A 24,105-nucleotide genomic window follows, 5' to 3' on the forward strand; every position below is an offset into this window, starting at 1 on the left:
GACGGGGCCGGGGTGGTCAGGGCTGGGGCAGGCCGAGGGACGCGCGCAGGAATTCGACCTGGAGCAGCAGCAGGTTCTCGGAGGTCGTCTCGTCGGTGGGCATGTGGCTGACCCCGGGCAGCGACAGCAGGGTGTGCGGTCGGGCGGCGGCCTGCAGGGCCGCCGAGAGCCGCAGCGAATGCGCGGGGAAGACGTTGTCGTCGACGGTCCCGTGCAGCAGCAGCAGCGGCCTGCGCAGGTTCGCGGCGTCGTCGGCGAGGGAGCTGGCCGCGTAGTCCCGCGGGTTGCTGGCGGGGGTGCCGAGGTAGCGCTCGGTGTAGTGGGTGTCGTAGAGCCGCCAGTCGGTGACGGGGGCTCCGGCGATGGCGGCGTGGAACACGTCGGGGCGGCGCAGCACGGCGAGCGCGGCGAGGTAGCCGCCGAAGGACCAGCCGCGGATGGCGACCCGGTCCAGGTCGAGCTCGGGGCGCTGTTCGGCGAGGGCGTGCAGGGCGTCGACCTGGTCCTGCAGCGGGGGTTCGGCGAGGTCGCCGCTGATCGCGCGGTCCCAGGCGGGGCCGCGCCCGGTCATGCCGCGCCCGTCGACGACGACGACCGCGTAGCCCTGATCGGCGAACCACTGGGAGGTGAGGTAGCCCTGCTGGCGGGCGAGGACGCGCTGCGCCTGCGGCCCGCCGTAGGGGTCGAGCAGCACCGGCAGCGGGCCGTCGTCGGCGGTGTGGCCGTGCGGCAGCAGCAGCGCGGTGCGCAGCGCGCGGTCACCGAGGCGCAGCAGCTCGACGTTCGGAACCAGCGCCGGGGTCTCGGGGCGGGAGCTGATCTCGCCGACCACCTGGTCGCCGCTGACGACCTGGAACCGGGTGTGCGGGGAGCCGAGGCCGGAGTGCGCGTGCAGCGCGGTGCCGCCGCTGCGGACGGCTTGGTGCACGCCGGGTTCGGTGCTGATCCGCTCGGCGCCGTCGGCGGTGCAGCGGTAGAGGTGGATCTCGGCGGGGTCGTCGGCGGAGGCGGAGACGAGGACGTCTTCGCCGATGTCGATGATCGAGCGCAGTTGCAGCGATGCCGGGGTCCACGGGGTGTTGCCGACGAACAGGCGGTAGCTGTCGCCGTCGACGCCGATCCGCACGAGGTCGCCGCCGGGGTGCCAGGCGGGCCAGCCGGCCTTGATCTCGATCCAGTGCTCGTCGGTGTCGCGGTGCACCTCGCGGGTGGCGCCGGTGGCGGGGTCGACGGCCAGCACGAGCTGGGTGCGCTGGTCCCGGCTCTGCACCGCGATCAGCGGCGGGCCGTGCCGCGACCAGTGCGCGGTGACGAGGTAGGGATGCGCGGTGCGGTCCCACTCGACGGGAACGGGTGCGGTGTCGATGCCGAGCACGACCAGCCCGACGTCGGCGTTGGCGGTGCCCGCGGAGGGGTAGCGCAGGGTGCGCGGGGGTTTCGCCGGGTCGGCGGGGTCGGCGAGGTACCAGTGCTGCACGGGGGCTTCGTCGACGCGGGTGGCGAGCACGGCGGTGCCCTCGGGCGACCACCAGTGGCCTCGGTAGCGGGCCATCTCCTCGGCGGCGATGAACTCGGCGGCGCCCCAGGTGATCGTGTCGGTGTCGGGCTCGGCTAGCGCGCGGTCGCCGCTGCCGTCGGTGCCGATCAGGCGCAGCGAGGTGCCGGAGAGGTAGGCGATCCAGCGGCCGTGCGGGTCGGGACGCGGGTCGGCGACGGGTTGCCGCGCGGGCAGCTCCCGCACCTCGCCGGTGCGCAGGTCGGCGTGGAACAACCGGCCGGAGACGGTGAAGGCGACCTGGTCGCCGCTGGTGTCCGTGGCGTAGCCGGTGATCCCCGTGGCGCGTTCCCGCGAGCGCTCGCGCCGGGCCTGCTCCTCGTCGGAGACCGCGTCGTCCGCGAGCAGGGTCCGCGGGTCGGCCACCGGGGTTTCGCCGCGATCGGCGTCCCAGCGCCAGAGGGCGTTGCTGCGGTCGGTTCCGCTGGCGGAGCGCAGGAACAGGACGGTCTTCCCGTCGGGGGTGATGGTGAAGGTGCGCGGCACGCCGAGGGTGAATCCCTGGGTGCGCGCGCTGTGGCGGGGGAACGAGGACACGGACGGCATACCTGCACTTTGCCAGCTTTCGGGGCGTTCGCGGCAGCCAGGTCGCGTGGCGTGTCGGTCCTTGACAGCACGCGTTGATCGCGGGCAGCGTTCACCCCGGGTATTCGGTCGATTCCGGTGCGTGTCGAGGAGGCGGCGTGGCGGTCCGCTGGTCCCGGGTGCGGGGTTTGCTGTTCGTGCTGCCGATGCTGCTGGTGGCCGGGGTTCCCGGCGCGGCGGCCGGCTCGCACGGGTCCAGCGACGCGACCTACTTCAACGACGCGGCGTTCCCGGCGGCGGATCCGTTCGTGCTGCGCGATCCGGGCAGCGGCGACTACTTCGCCTACTCGACCGGCGGCGCGGATCCGGGTTTCGAGTTCGCGATCTACCGCTCGCCGGACCTGGTGACGTGGCGGCGGCTGCCCGGTGGGGCGCTGCCGGTCGGTGCCCGGCACGAGTGGGGCCGGGACTGGTTCTGGGCGCCGGAGGTCTACCACAACCCGGCGACGGGCCGGTACTTCCTGTTCTACTCGGCGCGGTTGCGGGAGGGGGTCGCCGAGCACTTCGGTCACGCCGACTTCGAGGAGCCCAGCAAGGTGGGCGTGGCCGTGGCCGATTCCCCGGCGGGCCCGTTCCGCGACATCGCGCCGGGGCCGATCGACTACTACCCGTACGACCCGGACTACCACGACGTGAACCTGCTCATGGACGCCGAGCAGAAGAAGCCGCCGGAGACCCTGGAGGAGGGGCTCACCGCGCCGCTGGGCACCTACGTCCCCCACATCGATCCGAACGTGGTCTTCGACGAGGGCCGGATCTACCTGTTCTTCTCCCGCAACGCCTACCGGAACTGGGTGTGGGACCGGGAGCTGGGCAAGTACGTGGAGGAGTCCAACATCTGCGCGGTGGAGCTGACCCGCGACTGGTGGGACGACCCGGCGGGCGCGACGATGCCGCGGATCGCACCGTCCTACGTGGACGCGAACCGCGATCCGGGGGACTCGCCGGGGGTGCGCAAGGACGGTTTCACGCGGATCCTCGACTACGGATCGGATCCGCAGCCGTGGGAGAACGCGCACGTCCACGACTACGAGGAGTCCGGCGGGGCGCGGAAGGACCGGCGTTGGGCGGAGGGCTCCACGGTGGTGCGGGCGGCCACCGAGGACGGTCGGGCCCGGTACTACCTGACGTACTCGGCGAACAACTTCGCGAGCGCGAACTACGGGGTGGGCTACGCGGTCGCCGACCACCCGCTCGGGCCGTGGCGCAAGAGCCCGGCGAACCCGGTGCTCGCCCAGCGCCCGCGCCAGCACCTGTTCTCCACCGGGCACGGCAGCGTGATCGCCTCGCCGGACGAGCGGGAGCTGTACTACGTCCACCACGGGCGGTCGTCGGCGGAGAGCGAACGGCGGCTGCACACCTCCCGGTTGCGCCTGGACCCGGACCGGGACCGGCTGCGCATCGACGGCACCACCCGCGACCGGCCGGTGCCGTCCGGGGTCGCGCCGTACTCGCTGATCGCGGACCGGACCGAGGTGGGGATGGCCGGTGGGCGCGGCGAGATCGGGTGGCGGGTGGGCACCGCTTCGGGATCGGCGCTGCCGCTGGAGAATCCGTTGAACCGGGTGTGGCCGCGCGTCGCGCCGGGCAGCGGGCTGCGGGTGCGGGCCGAGCCGGACGGGGCGGTGCTGCTGGGCCGGCCGGCGGCGGGAGCGCGGCTGTCGCTGGAGTACCAGCGGCGGCGCGCGGACGGCTCCTACGCGACGGTGCACCAGGGCGGGGACCCGGTGGCGATCAGCGTTCCGGTCGTGCCGCGGTGAAGGCCCGCTGCGCGGAGCGCCCTGGGGCGGGCCGGGTTATCAGCGACGGTGTTAAGAACGTCAGATCGAGTGTGAGGCGCTGACGGCCCGGGTCGTGCGCGGAGGCGGACCGCGGCCGGGCGGTCAGCTCATCGCGACCAGCTGCACCTCGGAGTGCTCCCGCATCGATTCCACCAGCGCCGCGTCGAGCTCACCGGCCAGCAGCACGTGGTCGAAGTCCGAGACGGGCACCAGCCGGTGCAGCGCGGCCCGTCCGACCTTGCTGGCGTCCATCATCAGCACCCGGGTGCTGGCGCACCGGATCATCGCGCGCTTCACCAGCACGATCTCCTGCTCCTGGTGGAAGGTCATCTCGGCGTTCATCGCCGAGGTGGACAGGAACATCAGGTCCACCGACAGGCCCTCGATCATCTCCTGGCAGGGCAGGCCGATGTAGGAGTCGTGGGTGCGGGAGTACTCCCCGCCGATGCTGATCAACCGCACGTCGGTCGTCTCGCGCAGCACCTCGTGCACCTGCCGGTAGTTGCTGACCACGGTCAGCGGGCCGACGTCGACGAGCAGCCGGGCCAGCGCGAGCGCGGTGGTGGAGTCGTCCAGCAGCACCGACATGCCCGGTGAGATCAGCGGGAGCGCGGCGGCGGCCAGCGCCTCCTTCTCCCGGGTGTGGGTGTGCAGCCGGAAGTCCGAGCTGCTCTCGAACACCGTGGAGGGCTGCGCCGAGACGCCGCCGTGGAACTTGCGCAGCAGGCCCCGGCTGACCAGGTCGTCGATGTCCCGGTGCACCGTCATCAGGCTGACCCCGGTCAGCGTCGACAGCTCGGCCGCGCTGGCGAAACCGCCCTCCAGAACGTGATCGACGATCTGCTGCTGGCGCAGGAGGCGGGGGGACTGCTTCTTCGGTGCGGACGCCATGCCCGCCATCTTGCCCGGGCCGCGCGCGTCCGGGGGCCAGGAGGCCGGAAGTCAGTTGATTATCACTGGATGAGTGACATTTAACTACGTGACTGTTAATTTGAACGTCGCCGCTGCCACCTGGGAGGTTCACCGATGACGCAGTCCGACCGCACGCCCGGTGCGCACCGCGCGGTCGTGTTCGACATGGACGGCGTCCTCGTCGAGAGCGAACACCTGTGGGAGCGGATGTGGGCCCGCTTCGCGGCCGCCCGCGGTGCCACCTGGACGCTGGAGCAGACCCGCCAGGTCCAGGGCATGAGCGCTCCGGAGTGGGCGGCGTTCCTGGCCGCCTTCAGCGGGGCCGCGGAATCGGTCGCCGACACCGAGCGGCTCGTGGTCGACGACATGATCGCGGCCCTGGACGCCGGGGAGATCGAGCTGCTGCCCGGTGCCGAGCGCATGGTGGAGGAGGTCTCCGCCCGCGCCCCGATCGCGCTGGCCTCCTCCGCGCCGCGCCGGGTCATCGACGCCGTGCTCGACCGGCACGCGCTGACCTCCGGCTTCAGCGCCACCGTCTCCAGCGCTGAGGTCCCGCACGGCAAGCCGAGCCCGGACGTGTACCTCGCGGCGGCCCGCGAGCTCGGGCCCGCCCCGGCGGACTGCCTGGCGGTGGAGGACTCCGGCAACGGCCTGCGCGCCGCCGCGGCGGCCGGGATGACCGTGCTCGCCATCCCGAACCGGGACTACCCGCCCGCCGCGAGCGCCCTGGCGGTGGCCTCCTTCGTGGCCCGGGACCTCGACGAGGTGCGGGTTCGCCTGCTCGAATCGTTGACGACGCCCGTCGCGGGCTGACGCCACGGACGAACACGGACGAAGGAGTCCAGGAGATGACCAAGGTTCTCGCCGCGGGTGACCGCTTCGTGGACCCGCAGCTGTTCGTGACCGCCCTGACCGAACGGGCCGCGGGGCACGAGCTGACCTTCAGCACGCTCACGACCGGCTGGCCGGTGGAGCCGTTCGGCCCCGTCGGTGGCGTGCGGGAGGCCAGCGGCACCGAACAGCAGGTGCTGGAGGCGCTCGGCGAGGCCGAGGTGCTGGCCACCCAGATGGCGCCGGTGACCGCCGAGGTGATCGGCAAGAGCCCGAACCTGCGCTTCGTCGGAGTGGCCCGGGGTGGCCCGGTCAACGTCGACCTCCCCGCCGCCACCGAGGCCGGGGTGGTCGTCAGCTACGCCCCGGCCCGCAACGCGGCGGCCGCCGCCGAGTTCGCGATCGGGCTCATCCTCGCCGCGCTGCGGCGCATCTCCGACTCCGACGCGGAGCTCAAGAGCGGCAACTGGCGCGGGGACTACTACGCCTACGAGAACGCGGGCGTCGAGCTGGAGGGCTCCACCGTCGGCCTCGTCGGTTACGGCGCCATCGGGCGCATCGTCGCCCGGGTGCTGCGCGCCTTCGGCGCTCACGTGCTGGTCGCCGACCCGTTCGCGGGGCGGGACGAGGCCGACCGGGACGGGGTGCGGCTGGTCGAGCTCGACGACCTGCTGCGCGCCAGCTCCGTGGTCAGCCTGCACGCCCGGCTCACCCCGGAGACCGAGCACCTCATCGACGCCGGGAAGCTCGCGCTGCTCCCCGAGGGCGCGGTGCTGGTGAACTCGGCGCGCGGCGGGCTGCTGGACTACGCGCCGCTGCCGGGGCTGCTGCGCTCGGGCAGGCTCGGCGGGCTGGCGCTGGACGTCTACGACGTGGAACCGCCGCCGGCGGACTGGCCGCTGTTCGACGCCCCGAACGTGATCACCACCCCGCACCTGGCGGGCGCGACCCGGCGGACCGCCGACCGGGCCGCGGCGATCGTGGCCGACGACGTCGCGCTGTTCCTCGACGGCGAGCGACCCCGGCACGTGGCCAACCCGGAGGTCCTCGAGCGGGTGGAAGGCCTCCGTCCATGATCATCGGAGTCGATGTCGGCACCTCGGTGACGAAGGCGTCGCTGCTGGGCCGGGACGGCTCGGCGCGGATCACCCGCAGCGTGCGCAGCACCCTGCACCGCACCCCGGGCGGGCAGGTGGAGCAGGACCTCGACGAGGTGCTGGAGTCGGTGATCACCGTGGTGCGCGCGGTCGCCGCCGAGGCCCCCGGCTCCGTGCAGGCGCTGGCGATCACCGGGCAGGGCGATGGCCTGTGGCTGCGCGACGCCGCGGGCGAGCAGGTCGGGCCAGGCATCTCCTGGCTGGACGCCAGGGCGGCGCCGGTGCTGGACCGCTGGGACCGGGCGGGCGTGCTGCGCCGCGTGCACGACCTCACCGGCGCGGGCATGTTCCCGGGCTCGGCCGGTCCGCTGCTGGCGCACCTGGCCGAGCACGACCCCGGGCGGCTGGAGCGCGCGGCGGTGGCGGGCTACTGCGTGGACGCGATCGTGCAGCGGCTCACCGGGGAGATCACGGTGGACGCCTCGGACGCGTCGCTGCCGTTCCTCGACGTGCCCTCCCGCGCCTACAGCGCCCCCGCGCTGGAGGCCTGCGGTCTCGACGGGTGGAGCGGGTTGCTGGCGGAGCCCGCGCCGCCGGGGGCGCTGTTCGCGCTCGGGGCGAGTCGCGCCGCCGAGCTCGGCCTGCCCAGCGGGCTGCCGGTCTCGGCGGGACCGTTCGACCTGCCCGCCTGCGCCCTCGGTTCCGGGGTGCGCACGGTGGGAGACGCGGCCCTGGTCATCGGGACCACGATGGGCTGCCAGGTGCTGCGGGACGAGGTCGGCACCGATCCCGGCGCGGAGGTGGCGGGCATGTGGCTGGCCACCCCGGAGCCGGACCGCTTCCTGCGGGTGATGCCGGCGATGGTGGGGACCGCGAGCCTGGACTGGGTGCTGCGCCTGGTCGGTGCCGGGGTCGGTGGTCTGGAGGAGTTGCTCGCGGAGAGCCCTGCCGGGGCCAACGGCGTCTCGGCCCTGTCGTTCCTGTCGGCCTCCGGCGAGCGGGCCCCGTTCGTCGAGCCGCACGCCCGGGGCCAGTTCACCGGGCTGTCGTTGGAGACCGCGCCCGCCGACCTGGTGCGGGCGCTGTGCGAGGCGGTGGCCTACGCCGCCCGGCACAACCTGGAGGCGGCGGGGCTGAGCGGAGAGGTCGCGGCCTGCGGCGGCGGCGCGCGCTCGGCGGCGTGGAGCCGGATCTTCGCGAGCGTGCTGGGACGTCCGCTGCACGTCCCGCACGAGGAGGGCGTGGGTGCGCGAGGGGCGGCGATGACCGCCTGGGACGCGCTGGGAGAGCCGGTGGACCGCGAGCGCTGGGCGAGCGCCCGGCACGTGGTGGCACCGGATCCGGCGACGGTGGAGTTCTACGAGCGCGGCTACCGCGCTTACCTGGAAACGATCGAACGGACTCGGCCGGTGTGGCGGTCCGGAGGAGGAGCATCTCGATGACCCGTCTGTACGACGATCCGGCGACGTTCACCGAGGACGCCGTGGCCGGGTTCGTGGCCGCCCACGCCCGGTACGTGCGCGCGGTGCGCGGTGGCGTGGTGCGCGCCCGCCGCGGGCGCCGCGGCAAGGTCGCGGTGATCACCGGTGGTGGTTCCGGGCACTACCCGGCCTTCTGCGGGGTGGTGGGGCCGGGCTTCGCCGACGGCGCGGTGGTCGGCAACATCTTCACGTCCCCGTCGGCGGAGGACGCCTACTCGGTCGCGAAGGCCGCCGACACCGGTGGTGGCGTGGTGTTCTCGTTCGGCAACTACGCCGGAGACAACATGAACTTCGGCCTGGCCGTGGAGCGGCTGCACCGGGAGGGCGTCCAGGCGCACAACGTGGTCGTCACCGACGACGTGGCCAGCGCTCCTGCCACCGACAGCGCCAAGCGGCGCGGCGTGGTGGGCGACTTCGTGGTGTTCAAGGTCGCTTCGGCGGCGGCGGAGGAGGGCTACTCCTTCGACGAGGTGGTCCGCGTCGCCGAGCACGCCAACGACCGCACCCGCAGCCTGGGCGTCGCCTTCGACGGCTGCACGCTGCCGGGCAGCCCGCAGCCGCTGTTCGAGGTGCCCGAGGGCCGGATGGGCCTGGGGCTGGGCATCCACGGCGAGCCCGGTGTGTCCGAAGTGGACCTGCCGAGCGCGGCGGAGCTGGCCCGCACCCTCGTCGACGGCGTGCTGGCGGAGGCCCCCGAGGGCGCCGGGACGACCCGGGTCGCGGCGATCCTCAACGGACTCGGCTCCACGAAGTACGAGGAGCTGTTCGTGGTGTGGAAGACCGCGTCCCGGCTGCTGGCCGAGGCGGGGGTCGAGGTCGTCGAGCCCGAGGTCGGCGAGCTGGTGACGAGCCTGGACATGGCCGGGTGCTCGCTGACGCTGACCTGGTTGGACCCGGAGCTGGAGCGCTTCTGGTGCGCGCCCGCCGATTCTCCCGCCTACCGCAAGGGCGGCCTCGTCGAGTCCGAAGTGGACGACGAGCCCGCGCCGGAGGCGGCGGAGCCGGTGGCGGCCGAGGTCGTCGTGGCCCCGCCGGTCGGCCAGGACACCGCGCGGCGCGTGGTGGCGGCCCTGCGCTCGACCGCGGCGCTGCTGCGCGACTCGGAGGAGGAGCTCGGCAGGCTCGACGCGATCGCGGGCGACGGCGACCACGGCCGCGGGATGTCCCGGGGCAGCGGGGCCGCGCTGGAGGCGGGGGAGCGGGCCGCCGCCGACGGCGTCGGCCCGGCCGCGGTGCTGATGGCGGCCGGGGACGAGTGGGCGGCGCAGGCCGGTGGCACCTCGGGCGCGCTGTGGGGGGCGGGGCTGCGTTCCTTCGGCGACCTGCTGCCCGACGACCGGGAACCCGCCGCGGCCGATCTGCTCGCCGGGGCGCGGGCCGCGCTGGAGGCGGTGCGCCGCCTCGGCCGCGCGGAGCTGGGCGACAAGACGCTGGTCGACGCGCTGGTGCCGTTCGTCGACGAGCTCGGTGCCGCGATCGACGACGGCGACGCGGCGGAGCCCGCGGCGCGACGCGCGGTGCGGGCCGCCACCGAGGCCGCCGAGCAGACCTCCGGGCTGCTGCCGCGCACCGGGCGGGCGCGCCCGCTGGCCGAGCGCAGCCTCGGCACCCCCGATCCGGGAGCCACCTCGCTGGCGATGGTGCTCACCCGGGTCGTGGAAGTCCTGAACGATCTGGAACTCGACGCGACCGAGGGGAAGTGACGGTCATGACCGGACAGCAGCAGGGGTGGCGCGTCGTCGTCGGCTCCGACGACGCGGGACTGGACTACAAGGATCGGCTCAAGGCCGACCTGGAGCAGGACCCGAGGGTGGCTTCGGTGGTCGACGTGGGCGTCGGCTCCGACGAGCACACCGCCTACCCGCACGTGGCGGTGAACGCGGCGCGCAAGGTCGCCGACGGCAGCGCCGACCGGGCGCTGCTGGTGTGCGGCACCGGACTCGGGGTGGCGATCAGCGCGAACAAGGTGCCGGGCGTGCGGGCGGTGACCGCGCACGACAGCTACTCGGTGCAGCGCTCGGTGCTGAGCAACAACGCGCAGGTGCTGTGCTTCGGGCAGCGCGTGGTGGGCCTGGAGCTGGCGCGGCTGCTGGCCTCGGAGTGGCTGGACCTGCACTTCGACGAGCGGTCGGCGTCGGCGGAGAAGGTCGCCGCGATCGGCGAGTACGAGGCGCGGGAGGCGGATTGAGCCGGCTGCTGGCCGAGCAGCGGGCGGAGGTCATCCGCACCGCGCACAAGATGGTCGCCGACGGGCTGGTGGTGGGCACGTCCGGCAACATCTCGCTGCGCTGCGGCGAGCTGGTCGCGGTCACCCCGACCGGGGTGGACTACGAGGCGCTGGCGGTGCCGGACGTCCCCGTGGTGCGGTTGGACGGCACGGTGGTCGACGGGGAGCTCCCGCCGACCTCCGAGCTGCCGATGCACCTGACCGCGTACCGGGACCACGCGGCGCTGGCGGTGGTGCACGCGCATTCGCTGCACGCCACCGCGCTGTCGCTGCTGCGCGACGACGTCCCGCCGGTGCACTACCAGCTCGCGGAGCTCGGCGGGGTGGTGCGGGTCGCCGACTACGCGACGTTCGGCACCGACGAGCTGGCCGCGAACATGTCGGTGGCGCTGCGCGATCGCGCGGCGTGCGTGCTGCGCAACCACGGCACGGTCGCGATCGGTGGCACCCTCGCCGGTGCCTACAACCGGGCGCGGCAGCTGGAGTGGCTCTGCGAGCTCTGGCTCACCGCCCGGCGGGCGGGTGAGCCGCGGCTGCTGGACGCGGCGGAGCTGGAGCGCTCCGCCGCGCGGTTCCGGCACTTCGCCGGGGGTCAGGGTTCCTCGGTGAAGGAGGCGTAGTAGGCGGCTGCCATGTCCTCGCCGCCGTGGCCGGCCCGGGACGCGCGGGCGAACCGGGCGCGGGCCGCGGCGGCGAGGTCCAGCCGCAGTTCACCGGCGGCCTCGGCGATGAGGCCCGCGTCCTTGTGCGCGCCGTCCACGGTGAACGCCGGTGCGAGCTCACCGGAGAGGATCGCCTCGCCCTTGAGGTGCGCGTAGGGCGAGTCGACCGCGCCGCCCGCGATGGCGTCCAGGAACAGCCGGGGGTCGACGCCGAGGGCTTCGGCGAGGGCGATCGATTCGCCCACCGCGTTCGTCAGCGACAGCACCCAGGCGTTCGCGGCCAGCTTGACCCGCGTCCCGTCGCCGCGCGCGGCGTCCTCCCCGAGCCACAGCGTGCGGCCGCCGACGGCGTCGAAGACCGGTCGAGCCCGGTCGCGCACGTGCTCGGGTCCGGCGGCGAGGACGGTGAGCGTGCCCTGCTCGGCGGGCGCGCGGGTGCCGAGCACGGGCGCGTCGACCAGGGTCAGGTCGGCGGCGAGCTCGGCGACCCGGGCGAGCCCGCCGAGCCCGATCGTGGCCATCTGCAACCAGGGCGCGCCCGGGGGCATCTCCGCGGCGGCCTGCCCACCGGCCTCGGTGGTCGCCTCCGCGTCGAGCAGCATCGTGACCAGGACGTCCGCGCCGCGGGCGGCTTCGGCCGGGGTGTCGACGACGGTGGCGCCGTCAGCGGCGAGCCCTTCGGCCCGGGCTCGGGTGCGGTTCCACGCGCGGACCGCGAAGCCGTGCGCGAGCAGGTTGCGCGCCATCGGGGCGCCCATCGTTCCCGTTCCGAGGAAGGCCACGGTCGTCATCGCGTTCCCTTCTGCCTGGCTGCCCGTCCGCGAACCGCCCGGCCTGCCGGGCTGTCCCGCGGCGCCGGTCGCCCTGGCGCGGCGGAGCAGTCGGCGAGGTCACCCCCGACGTGCGTTCCCGGACGGCCGGCGTGGTCCGTCCGCTCCGATTGTCCACGCCCGGCGCGGGCCCCACCGGCCGCCCGGCCGTGGCCCGATCCTTTCGATGCGCGTCGCTTCGGCCACTCGTGCGCCGGGCGCCCGCCCGGCCAGGCTGGGGGTGCGACGAGGACGAGCGAAGGGAGCACCCGTGCGGGAGTGGCGACTCACCCGCGTCCACCGCGGCGAGTTCGGTGAGGTGCGCTGGGACCGGTTGGGCGACGAGGGCGATCCGGTGGTGCTGCTGCACGGCACGCCGTTCTCCTCAGCGGTGTGGTGGGCCGTCGCCCGGGCGCTGGCGACGCGGTTCCGGGTGCACGTGTGGGACATGCCCGGCTTCGGCAGCTCCGGGAAGCACGCCGGGCAGGACGTGTCGCTGGCCGCGCAGGGCCGGGTCTTCGCCGAACTGCTGCGGGCGTGGGGCCTGCGGCGGCCCGCGGTGGTCGCGCACGACGTCGGCGGCGCGGTGGCGCTGCGGGCGCACCTGCTGCACGGCGCCGGGTACGAACGACTAGCGCTGGTGGACCCGGTCGCGCTGGCGCCGTGGGGTTCGCCGTTCTTCCGGCTGGTCGGCGAGCACGCGGCGGTGTTCGAGCAGCTTCCGCCCGCGTTGCACGGGGCGCTGGTGCGCGAGTACATCGCCTCGGCGAGTCATCGGGGTCTCCGCGGCGACGTGCTCGACGCCCTGGCCGCACCGTGGTCGGGCGAGGCGGGGGCGGCCGCGTTCCACCGCCAGATCGCGCAGGCCGACCAGCGGCACACCGACGAGATCCAGCCCCGCTACGGCGAGCTCGACCTGCCGGTGCTGGTGTGCTGGGGCGCCGAGGACGCCTGGATCCCGGCGCGGCGTGGCCGCGAACTCGCCGCGCTCGTCCCGGGCGCGCGGTTGCGGCTGATCCCGGGCGCGGGCCACCTGGTGCAGGAGGACGCGCCCGCCGAGCTGAGCGCCGCGCTGCTCGACTTCCTGGGCAGTCGTTAACGCGCCGGTCATCGTGCTTCGACCAGCGGAAACATCGCCGGTTCAGAGTGGGGGCATGACTGCTGCGAGGGAACGCGGAAGCCGCGGAACGCGCGAGGTGCTCGAACTGGCGGTGCTGTGCGCGGTGGCCGGGGTGGCGCACCTCGTCCTCGCCGGGGCGAGCACCGTCGACACCGGCTCCGGCGTGCTGTTCGCGATCGCGGCCCTGCTGGCGGCGGCGGCCGCGGTGCGCCACCTGGCGCGGCCGCGTCCCGGGGCGGCGGAGGAAGCCGGGGCCGGGGCGTCCGGAGGTGACCGGCGGCTGTGGCGGCTGCGGGCATCGGTGACCGACCGCCCGGGCAGGCTCGCCGACCTGGCCTCCGGCCTGGCGGGGCTCGGCGGGGACATCCGCACCGTGCACGTGCACCCGGTGGCGGACGGCGCGGTGGACGAGGTGCTGGTGCACGTGCCCGCGCGGGTCGGTGAGCGCGAGCTGCGGCGCGCGGTCGTCGCGGCCGGCGGGCGCGAGGTCACCGCCTGCCCCGCCGACGTGCGCGAGCTCGACGACGTTCCCACCCGGACCCTGCACCTGGCCGTCGAGCTGGTCAGCGGTCGCGGGGAGCTGGTGCGCGCGCTGCGCGGGATCCTCGGCGCGGTCGAGGTCCGCTGGCAGGAGCACCCGCCCCCGGGCACCGATGCGGACGGGCTCGCCGGGGCGGCGCTGAGCCTGGCCGCGCCCGATGGCGGAGTGCTGGTGCTGGAGCGGCCCGGGGCCGCCTTCACCCCGGCGGAGTGCGCGAGGGCCGCGGCGGTGGTGGAGCTGGCGTCCGCGTGCCTGGCGCGGCCGCGACCCGAGGTCACCGAGATCGACACCGTCCACGGCGCGCTCACCGTGCGGGTCGCCGATCGGGAGGACGTGGACCTGGTCGCGGAGTTCCACGCCCGCTGCTCCACCGCCGCCCGCTACCGGCGCTACTTCGGTCCGGGCCCGACGGCGGGGGACGGGTTGCGGCGGCTGCTGACCCCGGCGCTCGGCCGGACGCTGCTGGTGCAGCGGGCGGGCGGGGAGGTCGTGGCGATGGGGAACCTGATGCGCGACGGGTGGGAAGCGGAGCTCGCGCTGCTGGTGCGCGACGACTGGCAGCGGCGCGGCATCGGTTCCCGGCTGGCGGCCGAGCTGGTCGGGCAGGCCGAGGCGGACGGGGTGCGCGCGGTTCGGGCTCACACCCACGTGGACAACACGGCGATCGCCCGCACGCTGCGCGCGGCGGGCCTCAAGCTCGTCGGCGTCCCCGAACCGGGGGAGTGGAGCTGGTCGCGGACCTTCGCCGCCGCCCGCTGATCACCAGGCGCGGTCGGTGGCGGCGACCAGCAGCTCGGTGAGCATGGCCCGCACGTGGCGCGGCACCCGCATCGCAGCCAGCGCCTGCCGGGCGGTGTCGGCGTGGCGGGTGATGAGCTGTTCGCACTCGGCCAGGGCACCGCTGTCCACGATGATCGACTGCGCGCGCCGCACCTGCTCGTCGTCGAGGTCCCCGGCGGCGAAGGCCTGGTCGATCTCGGCGAGCTGCGCGGCGTCGGCGCGGCGGCGAGCGGTGGCCAGCAGCACGGTGGGCTTGCGGGTGCGCAGGTCGTCGCCGACCGGCTTGCCGGTGACGGCCGCGTCGCCGAAGGCGCCGAGCACGTCGTCGCGCAGCTGGAACGCCTCGCCCAGCGGCAGCGCGTAGCCGGTGTAGGAGTCCAGCAGGTCCGCGTCCGCCCCGGCCAGCAGGCCGCCCAGGTGCAGCGGGCGCTCGATGGTGTACTTCGCGGTCTTGTAGTGGATGATCGTGCGCGCCCGCTCCACCGAGTGCGTGGACCGGGCCTGCTCGGCGACGTCGAGGTACTGCCCGAGCACCAGTTCGGCGAAGGACTGCGCCACCATCGGCTGCACCGCCGCCAGCCGCTGCGGCGGCAGCCCGCTGGAGCCGAGCAGCTCGTGGAACCAGGCCAGGCACAGGTCGCCGAGCAGCAGCGCCACCGAGGTGCCGAACAGTTCCGAGGAACCCCGCATCGCCTCCGCGTGGTGCAGCTGCGCGTGCTGGCGGTGCAGCGAGGGAGCGCCCCGGCGGGTGTCGCTCTCGTCGATGATGTCGTCGTGGATCAGCGCGAAGGCGTGCAGCAGCTCCAGCGCGGCGGCCGCGGCGATCACTCCCTCGTCCTCGGCGTCGCCGCCCGCCCCGCGCCACCCCCAGTAGCAGAACGCCGGGCGCAGCCGCTTGCCGCCGATCAGGAAGGAGCGCAGGGTGTCGATCGCCGCGGCCCACTGCGCGCGCCCGGTGTCGTCGGCGGCCATCGCCCGGTAGCGGTCCTCCTGCATGTCGAGGAAGCGGGAGAGGGCCGCGTCGACCCGCTCGCGCACGTCGTCGACGTCGACCGGGTGGGTCGTGGCGGGGATCGTGCTGGTCATCGCGGTACTCCCTGGGGCGGGGAGCCGGGGCTCCCGTGAACTTGACCTCTGCCACGCTAGGGTTCGCGGCTCGATCGGGCATCGGCCGTTGCGCTCGTGATCACCTCGCCCGAACGGTCGGTCGTCCGGCCCGTTCCCGGCCGTTCGGCCGAGGGCCCGGCGCGGTCGGCTCCCGTCCCGGGCTCGTCCGGGTGGGCTCGGGACGGGGCCGCCGACCGCTGGCCTGCGGGGGCTAGACGAGCATCCCGGCGATGGCCGCGCTCATCAGGTTCGCCAGCGTGCCGCCCGCGATCGCGCGCATCCCCAGCTCGGCGATGAGCGGGCGCCGAGCGGGCACCAGGCCGCCGAGCCCGCCGAGCAGGATCGCCAGCGAGGAGAAGTTCGCGAACCCGGTCAGCGCGAAGGTGATGATGATCGCGGTGTGCGGGGAGAACGACGCCGCCTGCGGACCGAAGTCGCTGAACGCGACGAACTCGTTGAGCACCAGCTTCTGCCCGACGAAGCCGCCCGCGACGACCGCGTCGTCCCAGGGGACGCCGATCAGCCACATGACGGGGGCGAACACGTAGCCGATGAGCTGCTCGAAGGTGATGCCGTCGAGGCCGACCAGGCCGCCCAGCGCGCCGAGGATCAGGTTGAGCAGCGCGATGAGCGAGACGAAGGCGAACAGCATCGCGCCGACGTTGAGCGCGAGCTTGAGGCCGTCGGAGGCGCCGGTGGCGGCCGCGTCGATCACGTTGCGGGGCTTGCCCTCGACCGCTTCCTCGGCCACCACCGGTTCGGGCCCGCCGGTCCCGGCCTCGGCCGCCTCGGTCTCGGCGGTCTTGGACTCGGCGGTCTCGGTCTCGGCCGGAGCGGTGGCGCCCTCGCCGTCCTGATCGGACCGGCGGCCGGATCCCGCGTCATCGCTGGTGATCGGCGCCGACTCCGGCACGATGATCTTCGCCATCATCAGCCCGGCGGGCGCGGCCATGAAGCACGCGGCGATGAGGTGGTCCAGGTTCGCGCCCATCAGCGCGTACCCCACCATCACCGAACCCGCCACCGTGGACAGCCCGCCGACCATGACGGCGAAGAACTCCGAGCGGGTCATGCCCGCCAGGTACGGGCGGATCACCAGCGGCGCCTCGGTCTGCCCGAGGAAGATGTTCGCGGTCGCGTTGAGCGATTCCGCCCGCGTCGTGCCGAGCACCGCCCGCAGCCCCCCGCCGACGACGCGCACCACCTGCTGCAACACGTTCCAGTGGTAGAGCACCGCGGTGATCGAGGCGACGAACACGATGATCGGCAGCACCTGGAAGGCCACCACCGTCGCGCCGTTCGTCGGCATCACCGGTCCCAGCAGGAAGTCGATGCCCTCGCTGGAGGAGTCGATCACCCGTTGCACCCCGCCGGACACCGCGGCGAGCGCTTGCTTGCCGGTCTCCCAGCGCAGCACCACGAACGCGAACACGAGCTGGATGGCCAGCGCGCCCAGCACGGTGCGCGGGCGGATGGCCCGGCGGTCGGTGGACAGCGCGAACGCGATCAGCAGCAGCCCGACCATGCCCGCCGCGCCCCAGAGAAACTGCACGTGCCCCGCCTTTCCTCGATGCGAACTCGCGGAATGCTCGCATCTCGGCGGATCTCGCCCGCGACCGCCCGGACCACGGGAAAAGTGGCAACGCGGGCGGTGGGGCCGGGGCGGTCAGCGGTCTTCGATGCCGCGCTGCTCGTCGGCTCGGCGGGAGCGGCGGGCGGCGATCCGGATGCACCGCATGCACGGCATCCCGGTCGATTCCTCCACCAGCGCGGGATCCAGCGGCATCCCGCACAACGTGATCAGCACGCCGCGCGGGGTCCAGGTCGCGGCGTGCACGACGCGGGCTCGTTCGCCGACGACGCCCGCCTGGTACCGGACGTTGAGCACGGCGGGTTCGGGGGGCGGACCCTGGTCGGCCTCGACGATCTCGGGCAGGTCCGCGGTGCCGGGTTCGGGACGGCAGTCGTGGAAAGCAGGCATTGTTCTCACCTGACTTGCTAGCGGTGGGTGAGCGCTTCTTCTGTCAAGTTACGGCCGACTCACTCGGGGGAGTGACAGCTATGTGACAGTGCGACAAGAAAGTGCTCACTCCAACGTGTGTCACCTAGTCTGGTGGTCTCGTGTCCCCACGTGGAAGGAGTCCCGTGCCACGGCCCGATCAGGGACTGGCCCTCGGCGAGCGGGTCGCGACTGCCCGCAAGGTCGCGGGACTCAACCAGCAGGCCCTGGCCCAGCGCGCCAACTACAGCATCAGCATGCTCCGAGCGGTGGAACAGGGCCGCGAACCCGGCTCCCCCGCCTTCGTCGCCGCCATCGCCCGCGCCCTGGGGATCGAGGCCGAGGAGCTCTACGGCCAGCCCTACCGGGAGACGCTCGACGACGACGGCGGTGTCCCCTCCGGACTGACCGAGCTGCGCACGCTGTTCGCCGAAGGCCGCTACGCCACGCCGCTCGAACCCGGCCCCCTCGACGAACTCGAAGCGGACCTCGCCCGCGTGCGGGAACTGCGCCACTCCGACCGGGCGCGGCAGGCGGTCGAGCTGACGCCCGCGCTGCTGCGCCGGATCAGCGGTGCCATCGCGCAGGCGAGCACCGACTCCGCGCGCGAAAAGGGATACCGCCAGCTCGCGCAGACCTGCGGCAACACCGCGCAGCTGCTCTACCGGTTCGGCTGGATCCCGCTGGCCGCGCAGGCCGTGGACCGGATGGAGGTCGCCGCCGAGCGCAGCGACGACCCGCTGCTGGCCGCTCACGCGGTGCAGCACCGGGCGCTGATCCTGATGTCCTGCGCGGCCTACGACACCGGCGTCCAGCTGGTCGAGCACTCGCTGCGCCTGCTGGAGTCCAGGCCGGACAGCGAGGAGGTGCTGGCGCTGCGCGGATCGGCGCACCTGCGGGGCGCGATGATCGCCGCCCGCGCCTGCGAGCTCGACCGCGCCCGCGAGCACATCGGCGAGGCGCGCGCGCTGGGGGCCAGGCTCGGCCGGTCCTCCACCGCCTACGACACGAACTTCGGGCCCGGCAACGTGGAGATCCACGACGTCGCGGTCTCGCTGGAGGGCGGCGATCCGGGCCGGGCCGCCCGGGACGGCTCCGAACTGGTGCTGCCCGACGACCTGCGGGCCAACCGCGTCGGGCACCACTGGCAGGACGTCGCGCGCGCCTGGGTCCTGGCCGGGGACCACGGCAACGCGCTGCGCGCGCTGAACAACGCCCGCCGCGCCGCCCCGCAGCAGACCCGCTACCACCCCCAGGTCCGCGAGACCGCCCGCGCCATCGCCATGGCCGAGCGGCGGAAGTCGGACAGCATCGCCCACTTCACCAACTGGCTGGGCCTGAAGGTGTGAGCTGCTCGCGCCGGAGCGCCGAGCACCGCCGGGGCGGACCGGCACCCGAGCGCGGCTCGCCCGGCGGGTGCCGCGGGCCGGTTCCCGGGTGCGGGAGGACCAGGAATTCGGCGGCCTGCCTCCGGGGCGTCGACGTGGGCAGAGTTCTTCCCAGCGGTCGCAGCGGCCGCGGATCGGGAGGAGCGAACATGAGCAAGGTCATCGTGATCACCGGGGCGAGCAGCGGGATCGGGGAGGCGGCGGCCCGGCTGCTGGCCGCTCGGGGCCACCGGGTGTTCCTCGGCGCGCGCCGCGAGGACCGGCTCGCCCGGCTGACCGAGGAGATCACCACCGCGGGGGGATCCGCCGCGCACCGGCGGCTCGACGTCACCGACCTCGACGACGTGCGGGCCTTCGTCGAGGCCGCCCGCGCCGAGTTCGGCCGGGTCGACGCCATCCTCAACAACGCCGGCGTGATGCCGCTGTCGCCGCTGGCGGCGCTCAAGGTCGACGAGTGGAACCGGATGATCGACGTCAACGTGCGGGGCGTGCTGCACGGCATCGCCGCCGCGCTGCCGGTGTTCTCCGAGCAGGGCGGCGGCCACGTCATCAACGTCTCCTCCGTCGGCGGGTTCCAGGTGAGCCCGACGGGCGCGGTGTACTGCGCGACGAAGTTCGCCGTGCACGCGCTCTCCGAGGGCCTGCGCCAGGAGTCGGACGGTTCGGTCAAGGTCACCGTGATCTCGCCGGGGGTCACCGAGTCGGAGCTGCCCGACAGCATCACCGACGAGACGGCGCGGGAGGAGATGCGCACCTTCCGGGCGCTGGCGGCCCCGGCCTCGGAGATCGCCGAGGCCATCGCCTTCGCGCTGGAGCGCCCTGCCGGGGTGGACGTGAACGAACTCGTGGTGCGCCCGGTGGCCGTCGCCGCGTGATCACCGGCCGGGAGGCCACCGAGGTGCTCCCGGCCCCCACCGGGCACCCTGGGGGGATGGTCAGCATCAAGGACGTCGCCGAGCGCGCCGGGGTTTCGGTGGCCACCGTCTCCAACTCGCTCAACCGCCCGGACCGGGTCTCGGTCAGCACCCGGGCCCGGGTCCTGGCGGTGATCGAGGAGCTCGGCTACGTCCGCAGCGAGTCCGCCCGGCAGCTGCGAGCCGGGCACAGCCGGATGCTTGCGCTGCTGGTGCTGGACATGGCCAACCCCTTCTTCGTCGACGTCGCCCGCGGCGTGGAGGCCGTGGCCCGCGAGGAGGGGCTCGGGGTGATGCTGTGCAACTCCGGGCAGGACCCGGAGGCCGAGGCGCTGTACCTGTCGCTGTTCGCCGAGCAGCGGGTGCGCGGGGTGCTGGTGACGCCCGCCGACGTCACCGGCGCGAACCTGGACTCCCTGCGGCGGCAGGGCATTCCGTCCGTGTTCGTGGATCGCAAGGTGAGCAGCGAGCAGGCCTGCTCGGTGGCGGTGGACGACGTGGCCGGCGGGGCGCTCGCGGTGCGCCACCTCGTCGAGCGAGGACATCGGCGGATCGGGTTCCTCACCGGCCCGGCCTCGCTGCCCCAGTGCCGGGACCGGCGCGCCGGGGCCCTCGCGGCGCTGCGGGAGGCCGGGCTGGACGAGGAGGCGCTGAGCGTGCTGGAGGTCCCCGCGCTGGACGTGGCCTCCGGGCGCGACGCGGGGGAGCGGCTGCTGGGCCTGCCGTCCGCCCCCACCGCGGTGTTCTGCGCCAACGACCTGCTGGCGCTGGGTCTGCTGCAGGCCCTGTTCGCGGCGGGTGTGCGGGTGCCGGAGGAGGTCTCCCTCGTCGGCTACGACGACATCGAGTTCGCGGCGGCGGCCGCGGTGCCGCTGACCTCGGTGCGCCAGCCCGCGTTCCGCATCGGCCGCAAGGCCGCCGAACTGGTGCTCGACGAGACCGACCGCGATCGCGCCGCCGGGCACGTGCACCAGCAGGTGATCTACGAGCCGGAGCTCGTCGTGCGCCGGTCCAGCTCCCCGGCCGCCCGGTAGGAGCGGTCCCGGCGGGCTGCCCGGCGCCGGAGCGCCCCGTCGCCGGAGCGGACCGCGCGCGGTGCGGCGGTGGCCGTTCCGGTCCCGTCCGCGCGGTGCGCGCTCGTGTGGCGGCGGCGGAGGCCGCGCCGCGGGGGTGAACGTCGTTCGCGCTCGGACGTCCGGCCCTGCACCGGACACCGCCGAAAGGGTTGATCGAGACCGCGGAATTGCGAGCGCAGAGTAGCTGGATTCGGTTGACCTCCACTCGTTCGGGCAATTCCCGGGTGATTCTTCCTCGGCCTTCGGGAAACCCGCGTGGCGGCTATTCGCCAAACCGGTCCCCGCGTTCCACTGGAGACGTTCAATCGGAGGATCGGAACCGCCGTTCCGAGGTCGCAGAATTCATTCGGAGGATCCATGCGGTGCAGACTGGGGGTCGCGCGAGCCGTCGCGGTGACCGTTGCCATCGGAACATCCGCGATCGGAGCGCCCGCGTTCGCCGCGCAGGCGGATGGCAACTACGTGGCGGTCGGGGACTCGTTCGCCTCCGGCACGGGTACCAGGGACTACTTCGAGGACAGCGGGAACTGCTTGCGCAGCCCGAAGGCCTACCCGCAGCTGCTGGCCGACGCGCAGGGCGCGGCCTCGTTCACCTTCCTCGCCTGCTCGGGCGCCACCACCGACGACCTCAACGCGGACCAGCTCGGCTCCATCCCGTCGGACGCCACGCTGATCACCGTGCAGATCGGCGGCAACGACATCGGTTTCGCCGGGGTCATCCAGAACTGCTTGCTCGGCACCGACGAGATCTGCGACGGAGCCGTCGCCGACGGCGAGGCCAAGGCCCGCGACGAGCTGCCCGCCAAGCTGAAGTCCACCTACGAGGGGATCCGCTCCGCCGCGCCGGACGCCGAGGTCGTCGTGGTCGGCTATCCGCGGATCAACGAGCTCGGCGACTGCGCCATCCCCGGTTACACCGACGCCAAGCGGGACCGGATCAACGCGGGCGCCGACGTGCTCGCCGAGGTCATCTCCGAGGAGGCGGAGTCCGCCGGGTTCGACTTCGCCGACCCGCGCTCGGCCTTCGACGGGCACGGGGTCTGCGGCAGCCCGGAGTGGATCAACGGGCCGAGCACGCCGCTGCAGGAGTCCTTCCACCCCAACGTCGACGGTCACTCCGAGGGCTATCTCCCCGTGGTCCAGTCCGTCACCGGCTGATCGAGCGTTCCCCGCACCGCCCCGCCCAGGGGCGGGCGGCGCGACCTCAGCGGTCCCGCGGCAGGGGCCGCTGAGGTCGCGGCGAAGCGGGTCCGGCGCTCGCCGCACCCGGTCGCGCCGACGCGCTCAGCGGCTCAGCTGGCTGCGGCGGACCGTGCTCAGGCCGCCGTCCTCGTCGGCCCGTTGCAGCGCGACCACGGCCTGTTCGCCGTCGGTCCGCAGCAAGCCCACCATGTTCCCGAAGTACGGCCCCGCCGACTTCGACCAGCTCAGCGGCAGCGGCGGCACTCCGGCCCGTCGCGCCAGCCCGCGGAACAGCGCGGCCAGCGCTCGCGACCAGGCCACCCGCAGCGGGGCGGTCAGGTGCGCGGGCGTGGCGTTGTGCAGCGGCGAGCAGGTCACCTGCACCACCCGCGACCGCGGCGCCGGGTCGAACCCGGCCTCCGCCACGTAGCTGTGGTGCACGTCCCCGGACAGCACCGACACCGAGGCGGTGCCCGGCCGGTCCGCGGCGGCCCGCAGCAGCTCGGCGAGCCGGTCGAAGGAGGCCCGGAACGCCGCCCAGTGCTCCAGGTCGCCGACCTGGCGGATCCGCTCCGCGAGCTTCGGCCAGCGGCCGCCCGCGCAGGCCGCCTCGTTCCAGGACTGCAGGTGGTGCACGGCGTGCGGCAGCAGCCAGGGCAGCGAGGACGCGAGCACCACGTGCCGCGCGGTGTCCGCCGGCCCGTCCTCCTCCAGCTGCTCGCGCAGCCAGGCGAAGTCGGTGTCGGAGACCATCGCGCGGCTGCCGCCCTCCAGGATCCGGCCGGCTCTGGTGTCGAGCACGACGATCCGCAGCGCGCCCAGCTCCCGCCGGTAGCTCCACCGCACGTCCTTGTACCGGCGGCGCGTTCCGTCCTGCGCGCGCAGCTCGGTGTCGGACGCCGCCGCGAACTCGCGCAGCACCGGCAGCGCGTCGCCCTCGCGGCCCGCCGCCCGCACCGCCCGGTAGGTCGGGTCGGCGTCGAGCTGGTCGGGGCTGAGGTTGCCGACGTGCTGGTACACCCAGTACGCGACGAGCCCGCCGAGCAGGCGCTCGCGCCACCACGGCTGCTCGGCCATCGCGGTGCGCCACTCCAATGAGGTGTTCCAGTCGTCGCGCACGTCGTGGTCGTCGAAGATCATCATGCTGGGCACGGTGGACAGCAGCCACCGCACCAGCGGGTCGCTCCAGCCGTACCGGTAGAGCGCGGTGTACTCCTCGAAGTCCGCGACCTCCTGCCCCGGCGGCTCGGTGAGGTCGCGCCGGGCGCCGATCTCCCGCCGCACCTGCGGCGGGGTCTGGTCGGCGTAGACCTGGTCGCCGAGGAACAGCATCGAGTCCGGCCAGTCCCGCTCCGGCAGGTCCATCAGCCGTCGCGCGCAGGACTCCAGCGCGTCCGGGCCCAGCGACCGGCGGCGCCGGGCGTCCTCGGTCGGGCCGAACCGGCAGGAGCCGAACAGCAGCCGCGCGTCGGCCCCGCGCGGCACGGTGCGGATGCGGCTCGCCGGGTGGGTGTCGCCGGCGGGCGGCCACACCACCGCGCCCTCCACCCGCACCTCGTAGGGCGTGGAGCTGCCCGGCTCCAGTCCGCGCACCGCGACCAGCGCGTAGTGGTGCCCGCCGACCTGGAACGTCTCGGCCCGGTGCCCGAGCACCTCGACCGCGCAGGGCTCGTCCAGTTCCAGCCACACGGTCGCGGAGGTGTCGTCCGCGTAGCGGAGGATCGGTCCCAGCACCACAAAGGTCACGCGCATTGCATACCGCACCGGGAGGTGCGGGTGGAAGCGGTCTCGCTCGCGGAGTCCGGCCGGTGCCGCTCCGTGGTCGGCGCGCCGGCCGGTTCCGCCGATCGCGGGGAGCTCACCCGCCCGAACCGGCCCCGCGCCCGTGCGGGAATCCCCGATGGCCGACGGCGAGTCCTGGGCTTGCGCCACCCGGAACGGTTACCGTGGGGGCTGCGCGACGCGCCGGACTTCCGAGCTGGCCGTGCCGGTCCCAGGGCGCCACCTGACCGGGCACGGCTGAGCCGGACGGCCACCAAGGGAGAGGCGGTGCGAGCC

General features: G+C 74.2%; 20 protein-coding genes. 13 read left to right on the forward strand and 7 right to left on the reverse strand.

Annotation, left to right across the window (positions count from 1 at the left end; genetic code table 11):
- Window positions 1–16 precede the first annotated feature (16 nt).
- Window positions 17–2,101 (reverse strand): S9 family peptidase, encoded by a 2,085-nt coding sequence (locus ACL03H_RS21060; protein ID WP_412813017.1) that lies wholly within the window; start codon window positions 2,099–2,101, stop codon window positions 17–19.
- A gap of 137 nt (window positions 2,102–2,238) precedes the next feature.
- On the opposite strand from ACL03H_RS21060, the gene ACL03H_RS21065 reads away from it, so the two are divergent.
- Window positions 2,239–3,900 carry a glycoside hydrolase family 43 protein gene (locus tag ACL03H_RS21065; protein WP_412813018.1) on the forward strand — a complete coding sequence of 554 codons (1,662 nt, stop codon included), beginning with the start codon at window positions 2,239–2,241 and terminating at the stop codon, window positions 3,898–3,900.
- Between the two features lie 123 nt (window positions 3,901–4,023).
- Here the strand turns inward: ACL03H_RS21065 and ACL03H_RS21070 are convergent, their stop codons facing one another.
- Window positions 4,024–4,812 carry a DeoR/GlpR family DNA-binding transcription regulator gene (locus ACL03H_RS21070; RefSeq protein ID WP_412813019.1) on the reverse strand — a complete coding sequence of 263 codons (789 nt, stop codon included), beginning with the start codon at window positions 4,810–4,812 and terminating at the stop codon, window positions 4,024–4,026.
- 135 nt (window positions 4,813–4,947) lie between these two features.
- Between ACL03H_RS21070 and ACL03H_RS21075 the strand changes: the two genes are divergently transcribed.
- The 6 genes from ACL03H_RS21075 to ACL03H_RS21100 are packed head-to-tail and all read left to right on the forward strand — an operon-like array spanning window position 4,948 to window position 11,089.
- A complete protein-coding gene (locus ACL03H_RS21075) occupies window positions 4,948–5,646 on the forward strand; it encodes an HAD family hydrolase (protein WP_412813020.1) in 699 nt (232 codons plus the stop codon).
- 35 nt (window positions 5,647–5,681) lie between these two features.
- A complete protein-coding gene (locus tag ACL03H_RS21080) occupies window positions 5,682–6,740 on the forward strand; it encodes a 2-hydroxyacid dehydrogenase (RefSeq protein ID WP_412813021.1) in 1,059 nt (352 codons plus the stop codon).
- The gene (locus tag ACL03H_RS21085) at window positions 6,737–8,203 is read left to right on the forward strand and encodes an FGGY family carbohydrate kinase (RefSeq protein WP_412813022.1); all 1,467 of its coding nucleotides are present in this window, start codon (window positions 6,737–6,739) and stop codon (window positions 8,201–8,203) included. The genes ACL03H_RS21080 and ACL03H_RS21085 overlap by 4 nt, the downstream gene beginning before the upstream one ends.
- The gene (locus ACL03H_RS21090; protein WP_412813023.1) at window positions 8,200–9,945 is read left to right on the forward strand and encodes a dihydroxyacetone kinase family protein; all 1,746 of its coding nucleotides are present in this window, start codon (window positions 8,200–8,202) and stop codon (window positions 9,943–9,945) included. Before ACL03H_RS21085 ends, ACL03H_RS21090 begins: the two co-directional genes overlap by 4 nt.
- Before the next feature lie 5 nt (window positions 9,946–9,950).
- Window positions 9,951–10,430, forward strand: coding sequence for a ribose-5-phosphate isomerase (locus tag ACL03H_RS21095; RefSeq protein WP_412813024.1), 480 nt, complete (start codon window positions 9,951–9,953; stop codon window positions 10,428–10,430).
- Entirely contained in the window at window positions 10,427–11,089 is a 663-nt protein-coding gene (locus ACL03H_RS21100; RefSeq protein WP_412813025.1) for a class II aldolase/adducin family protein, read from the forward strand. The genes ACL03H_RS21095 and ACL03H_RS21100 overlap by 4 nt, the downstream gene beginning before the upstream one ends.
- On the opposite strand, the gene ACL03H_RS21105 is transcribed toward ACL03H_RS21100, so the two are convergent.
- Window positions 11,062–12,012 (reverse strand): NAD(P)-dependent oxidoreductase, encoded by a 951-nt coding sequence (locus ACL03H_RS21105; protein ID WP_412813063.1) that lies wholly within the window; start codon window positions 12,010–12,012, stop codon window positions 11,062–11,064. The genes ACL03H_RS21100 and ACL03H_RS21105 overlap by 28 nt on opposite strands.
- Before the next feature lie 199 nt (window positions 12,013–12,211).
- Here ACL03H_RS21105 and ACL03H_RS21110 point away from each other — a divergent pair, with 199 nt between their 5' ends.
- Window positions 12,212–13,039, forward strand: coding sequence for an alpha/beta fold hydrolase (locus tag ACL03H_RS21110; RefSeq protein WP_412813026.1), 828 nt, complete (start codon window positions 12,212–12,214; stop codon window positions 13,037–13,039).
- A gap of 55 nt (window positions 13,040–13,094) precedes the next feature.
- Complete coding sequence (locus ACL03H_RS21115) at window positions 13,095–14,360, forward strand: GNAT family N-acetyltransferase (protein WP_412813027.1); 1,266 nt, start codon at window positions 13,095–13,097, stop codon at window positions 14,358–14,360.
- Here ACL03H_RS21115 and ACL03H_RS21120 read toward each other — a convergent pair whose 3' ends face one another.
- The 3 genes from ACL03H_RS21120 to ACL03H_RS21130 all read right to left on the reverse strand — a co-directional run bounded on the left by ACL03H_RS21120 (window position 14,361) and on the right by ACL03H_RS21130 (window position 17,469).
- Window positions 14,361–15,467 (reverse strand): polyprenyl synthetase family protein, encoded by a 1,107-nt coding sequence (locus ACL03H_RS21120; protein ID WP_412813028.1) that lies wholly within the window; start codon window positions 15,465–15,467, stop codon window positions 14,361–14,363. It abuts the gene before it with no gap.
- 232 nt (window positions 15,468–15,699) lie between these two features.
- A complete protein-coding gene (locus tag ACL03H_RS21125; protein ID WP_412813029.1) occupies window positions 15,700–17,040 on the reverse strand; it encodes a NupC/NupG family nucleoside CNT transporter in 1,341 nt (446 codons plus the stop codon).
- Between the two features lie 114 nt (window positions 17,041–17,154).
- Window positions 17,155–17,469 (reverse strand): hypothetical protein, encoded by a 315-nt coding sequence (locus ACL03H_RS21130; protein ID WP_412813030.1) that lies wholly within the window; start codon window positions 17,467–17,469, stop codon window positions 17,155–17,157.
- Window positions 17,470–17,633: 164 nt separating this feature from the next.
- Between ACL03H_RS21130 and ACL03H_RS21135 the strand changes: the two genes are divergently transcribed.
- From ACL03H_RS21135 to ACL03H_RS21150, 4 genes are all read left to right on the forward strand, one after another.
- A complete protein-coding gene (locus ACL03H_RS21135; protein ID WP_412813031.1) occupies window positions 17,634–18,836 on the forward strand; it encodes a helix-turn-helix domain-containing protein in 1,203 nt (400 codons plus the stop codon).
- Window positions 18,837–19,024: 188 nt separating this feature from the next.
- A complete protein-coding gene (locus ACL03H_RS21140; RefSeq protein WP_412813032.1) occupies window positions 19,025–19,750 on the forward strand; it encodes an SDR family oxidoreductase in 726 nt (241 codons plus the stop codon).
- A 56-nt stretch (window positions 19,751–19,806) separates the two neighbouring features.
- Window positions 19,807–20,823, forward strand: coding sequence for a LacI family DNA-binding transcriptional regulator (locus tag ACL03H_RS21145; RefSeq protein WP_412813033.1), 1,017 nt, complete (start codon window positions 19,807–19,809; stop codon window positions 20,821–20,823).
- A 399-nt stretch (window positions 20,824–21,222) separates the two neighbouring features.
- Window positions 21,223–22,023, forward strand: coding sequence for an SGNH/GDSL hydrolase family protein (locus ACL03H_RS21150; protein WP_412813034.1), 801 nt, complete (start codon window positions 21,223–21,225; stop codon window positions 22,021–22,023).
- Window positions 22,024–22,149: 126 nt separating this feature from the next.
- On the opposite strand, the gene ACL03H_RS21155 is transcribed toward ACL03H_RS21150, so the two are convergent.
- Window positions 22,150–23,793: an alkaline phosphatase D family protein gene (locus ACL03H_RS21155; protein WP_412813035.1), complete on the reverse strand. Its 1,644-nt coding sequence runs from the start codon at window positions 23,791–23,793 to the stop codon at window positions 22,150–22,152.
- Window positions 23,794–24,105 lie beyond the last annotated feature (312 nt).

The sequence above is a fragment of the Saccharopolyspora antibiotica genome (assembly GCF_047200635.1).
Taxonomy (GTDB): Bacteria; Actinomycetota; Actinomycetes; order Mycobacteriales; family Pseudonocardiaceae; genus Saccharopolyspora_C.

Excerpts from the sequence above, each read along its gene's own strand:
- ACL03H_RS21060 (WP_412813017.1), bottom strand. The coding sequence starts at position 2,101 with ATGCCGTCCGTGTCCTCGTTCCCCCGCCACAGCGCGCGCACCCAGGGA.
- ACL03H_RS21070 (WP_412813019.1), bottom strand. The coding sequence starts at position 4,812 with ATGGCGTCCGCACCGAAGAAGCAGTCCCCCCGCCTCCTGCGCCAGCAG.
- ACL03H_RS21075 (WP_412813020.1), top strand. The coding sequence starts at position 4,948 with ATGACGCAGTCCGACCGCACGCCCGGTGCGCACCGCGCGGTCGTGTTC.
- ACL03H_RS21080 (WP_412813021.1), top strand. The coding sequence starts at position 5,682 with ATGACCAAGGTTCTCGCCGCGGGTGACCGCTTCGTGGACCCGCAGCTG.
- ACL03H_RS21085 (WP_412813022.1), top strand. The coding sequence starts at position 6,737 with ATGATCATCGGAGTCGATGTCGGCACCTCGGTGACGAAGGCGTCGCTG.
- ACL03H_RS21090 (WP_412813023.1), top strand. The coding sequence starts at position 8,200 with ATGACCCGTCTGTACGACGATCCGGCGACGTTCACCGAGGACGCCGTG.
- ACL03H_RS21095 (WP_412813024.1), top strand. The coding sequence starts at position 9,951 with ATGACCGGACAGCAGCAGGGGTGGCGCGTCGTCGTCGGCTCCGACGAC.
- ACL03H_RS21115 (WP_412813027.1), top strand. The coding sequence starts at position 13,095 with ATGACTGCTGCGAGGGAACGCGGAAGCCGCGGAACGCGCGAGGTGCTC.
- ACL03H_RS21120 (WP_412813028.1), bottom strand. The coding sequence starts at position 15,467 with ATGACCAGCACGATCCCCGCCACGACCCACCCGGTCGACGTCGACGAC.
- ACL03H_RS21130 (WP_412813030.1), bottom strand. The coding sequence starts at position 17,469 with ATGCCTGCTTTCCACGACTGCCGTCCCGAACCCGGCACCGCGGACCTG.
- ACL03H_RS21140 (WP_412813032.1), top strand. The coding sequence starts at position 19,025 with ATGAGCAAGGTCATCGTGATCACCGGGGCGAGCAGCGGGATCGGGGAG.
- ACL03H_RS21145 (WP_412813033.1), top strand. The coding sequence starts at position 19,807 with ATGGTCAGCATCAAGGACGTCGCCGAGCGCGCCGGGGTTTCGGTGGCC.
- ACL03H_RS21150 (WP_412813034.1), top strand. The coding sequence starts at position 21,223 with ATGCGGTGCAGACTGGGGGTCGCGCGAGCCGTCGCGGTGACCGTTGCC.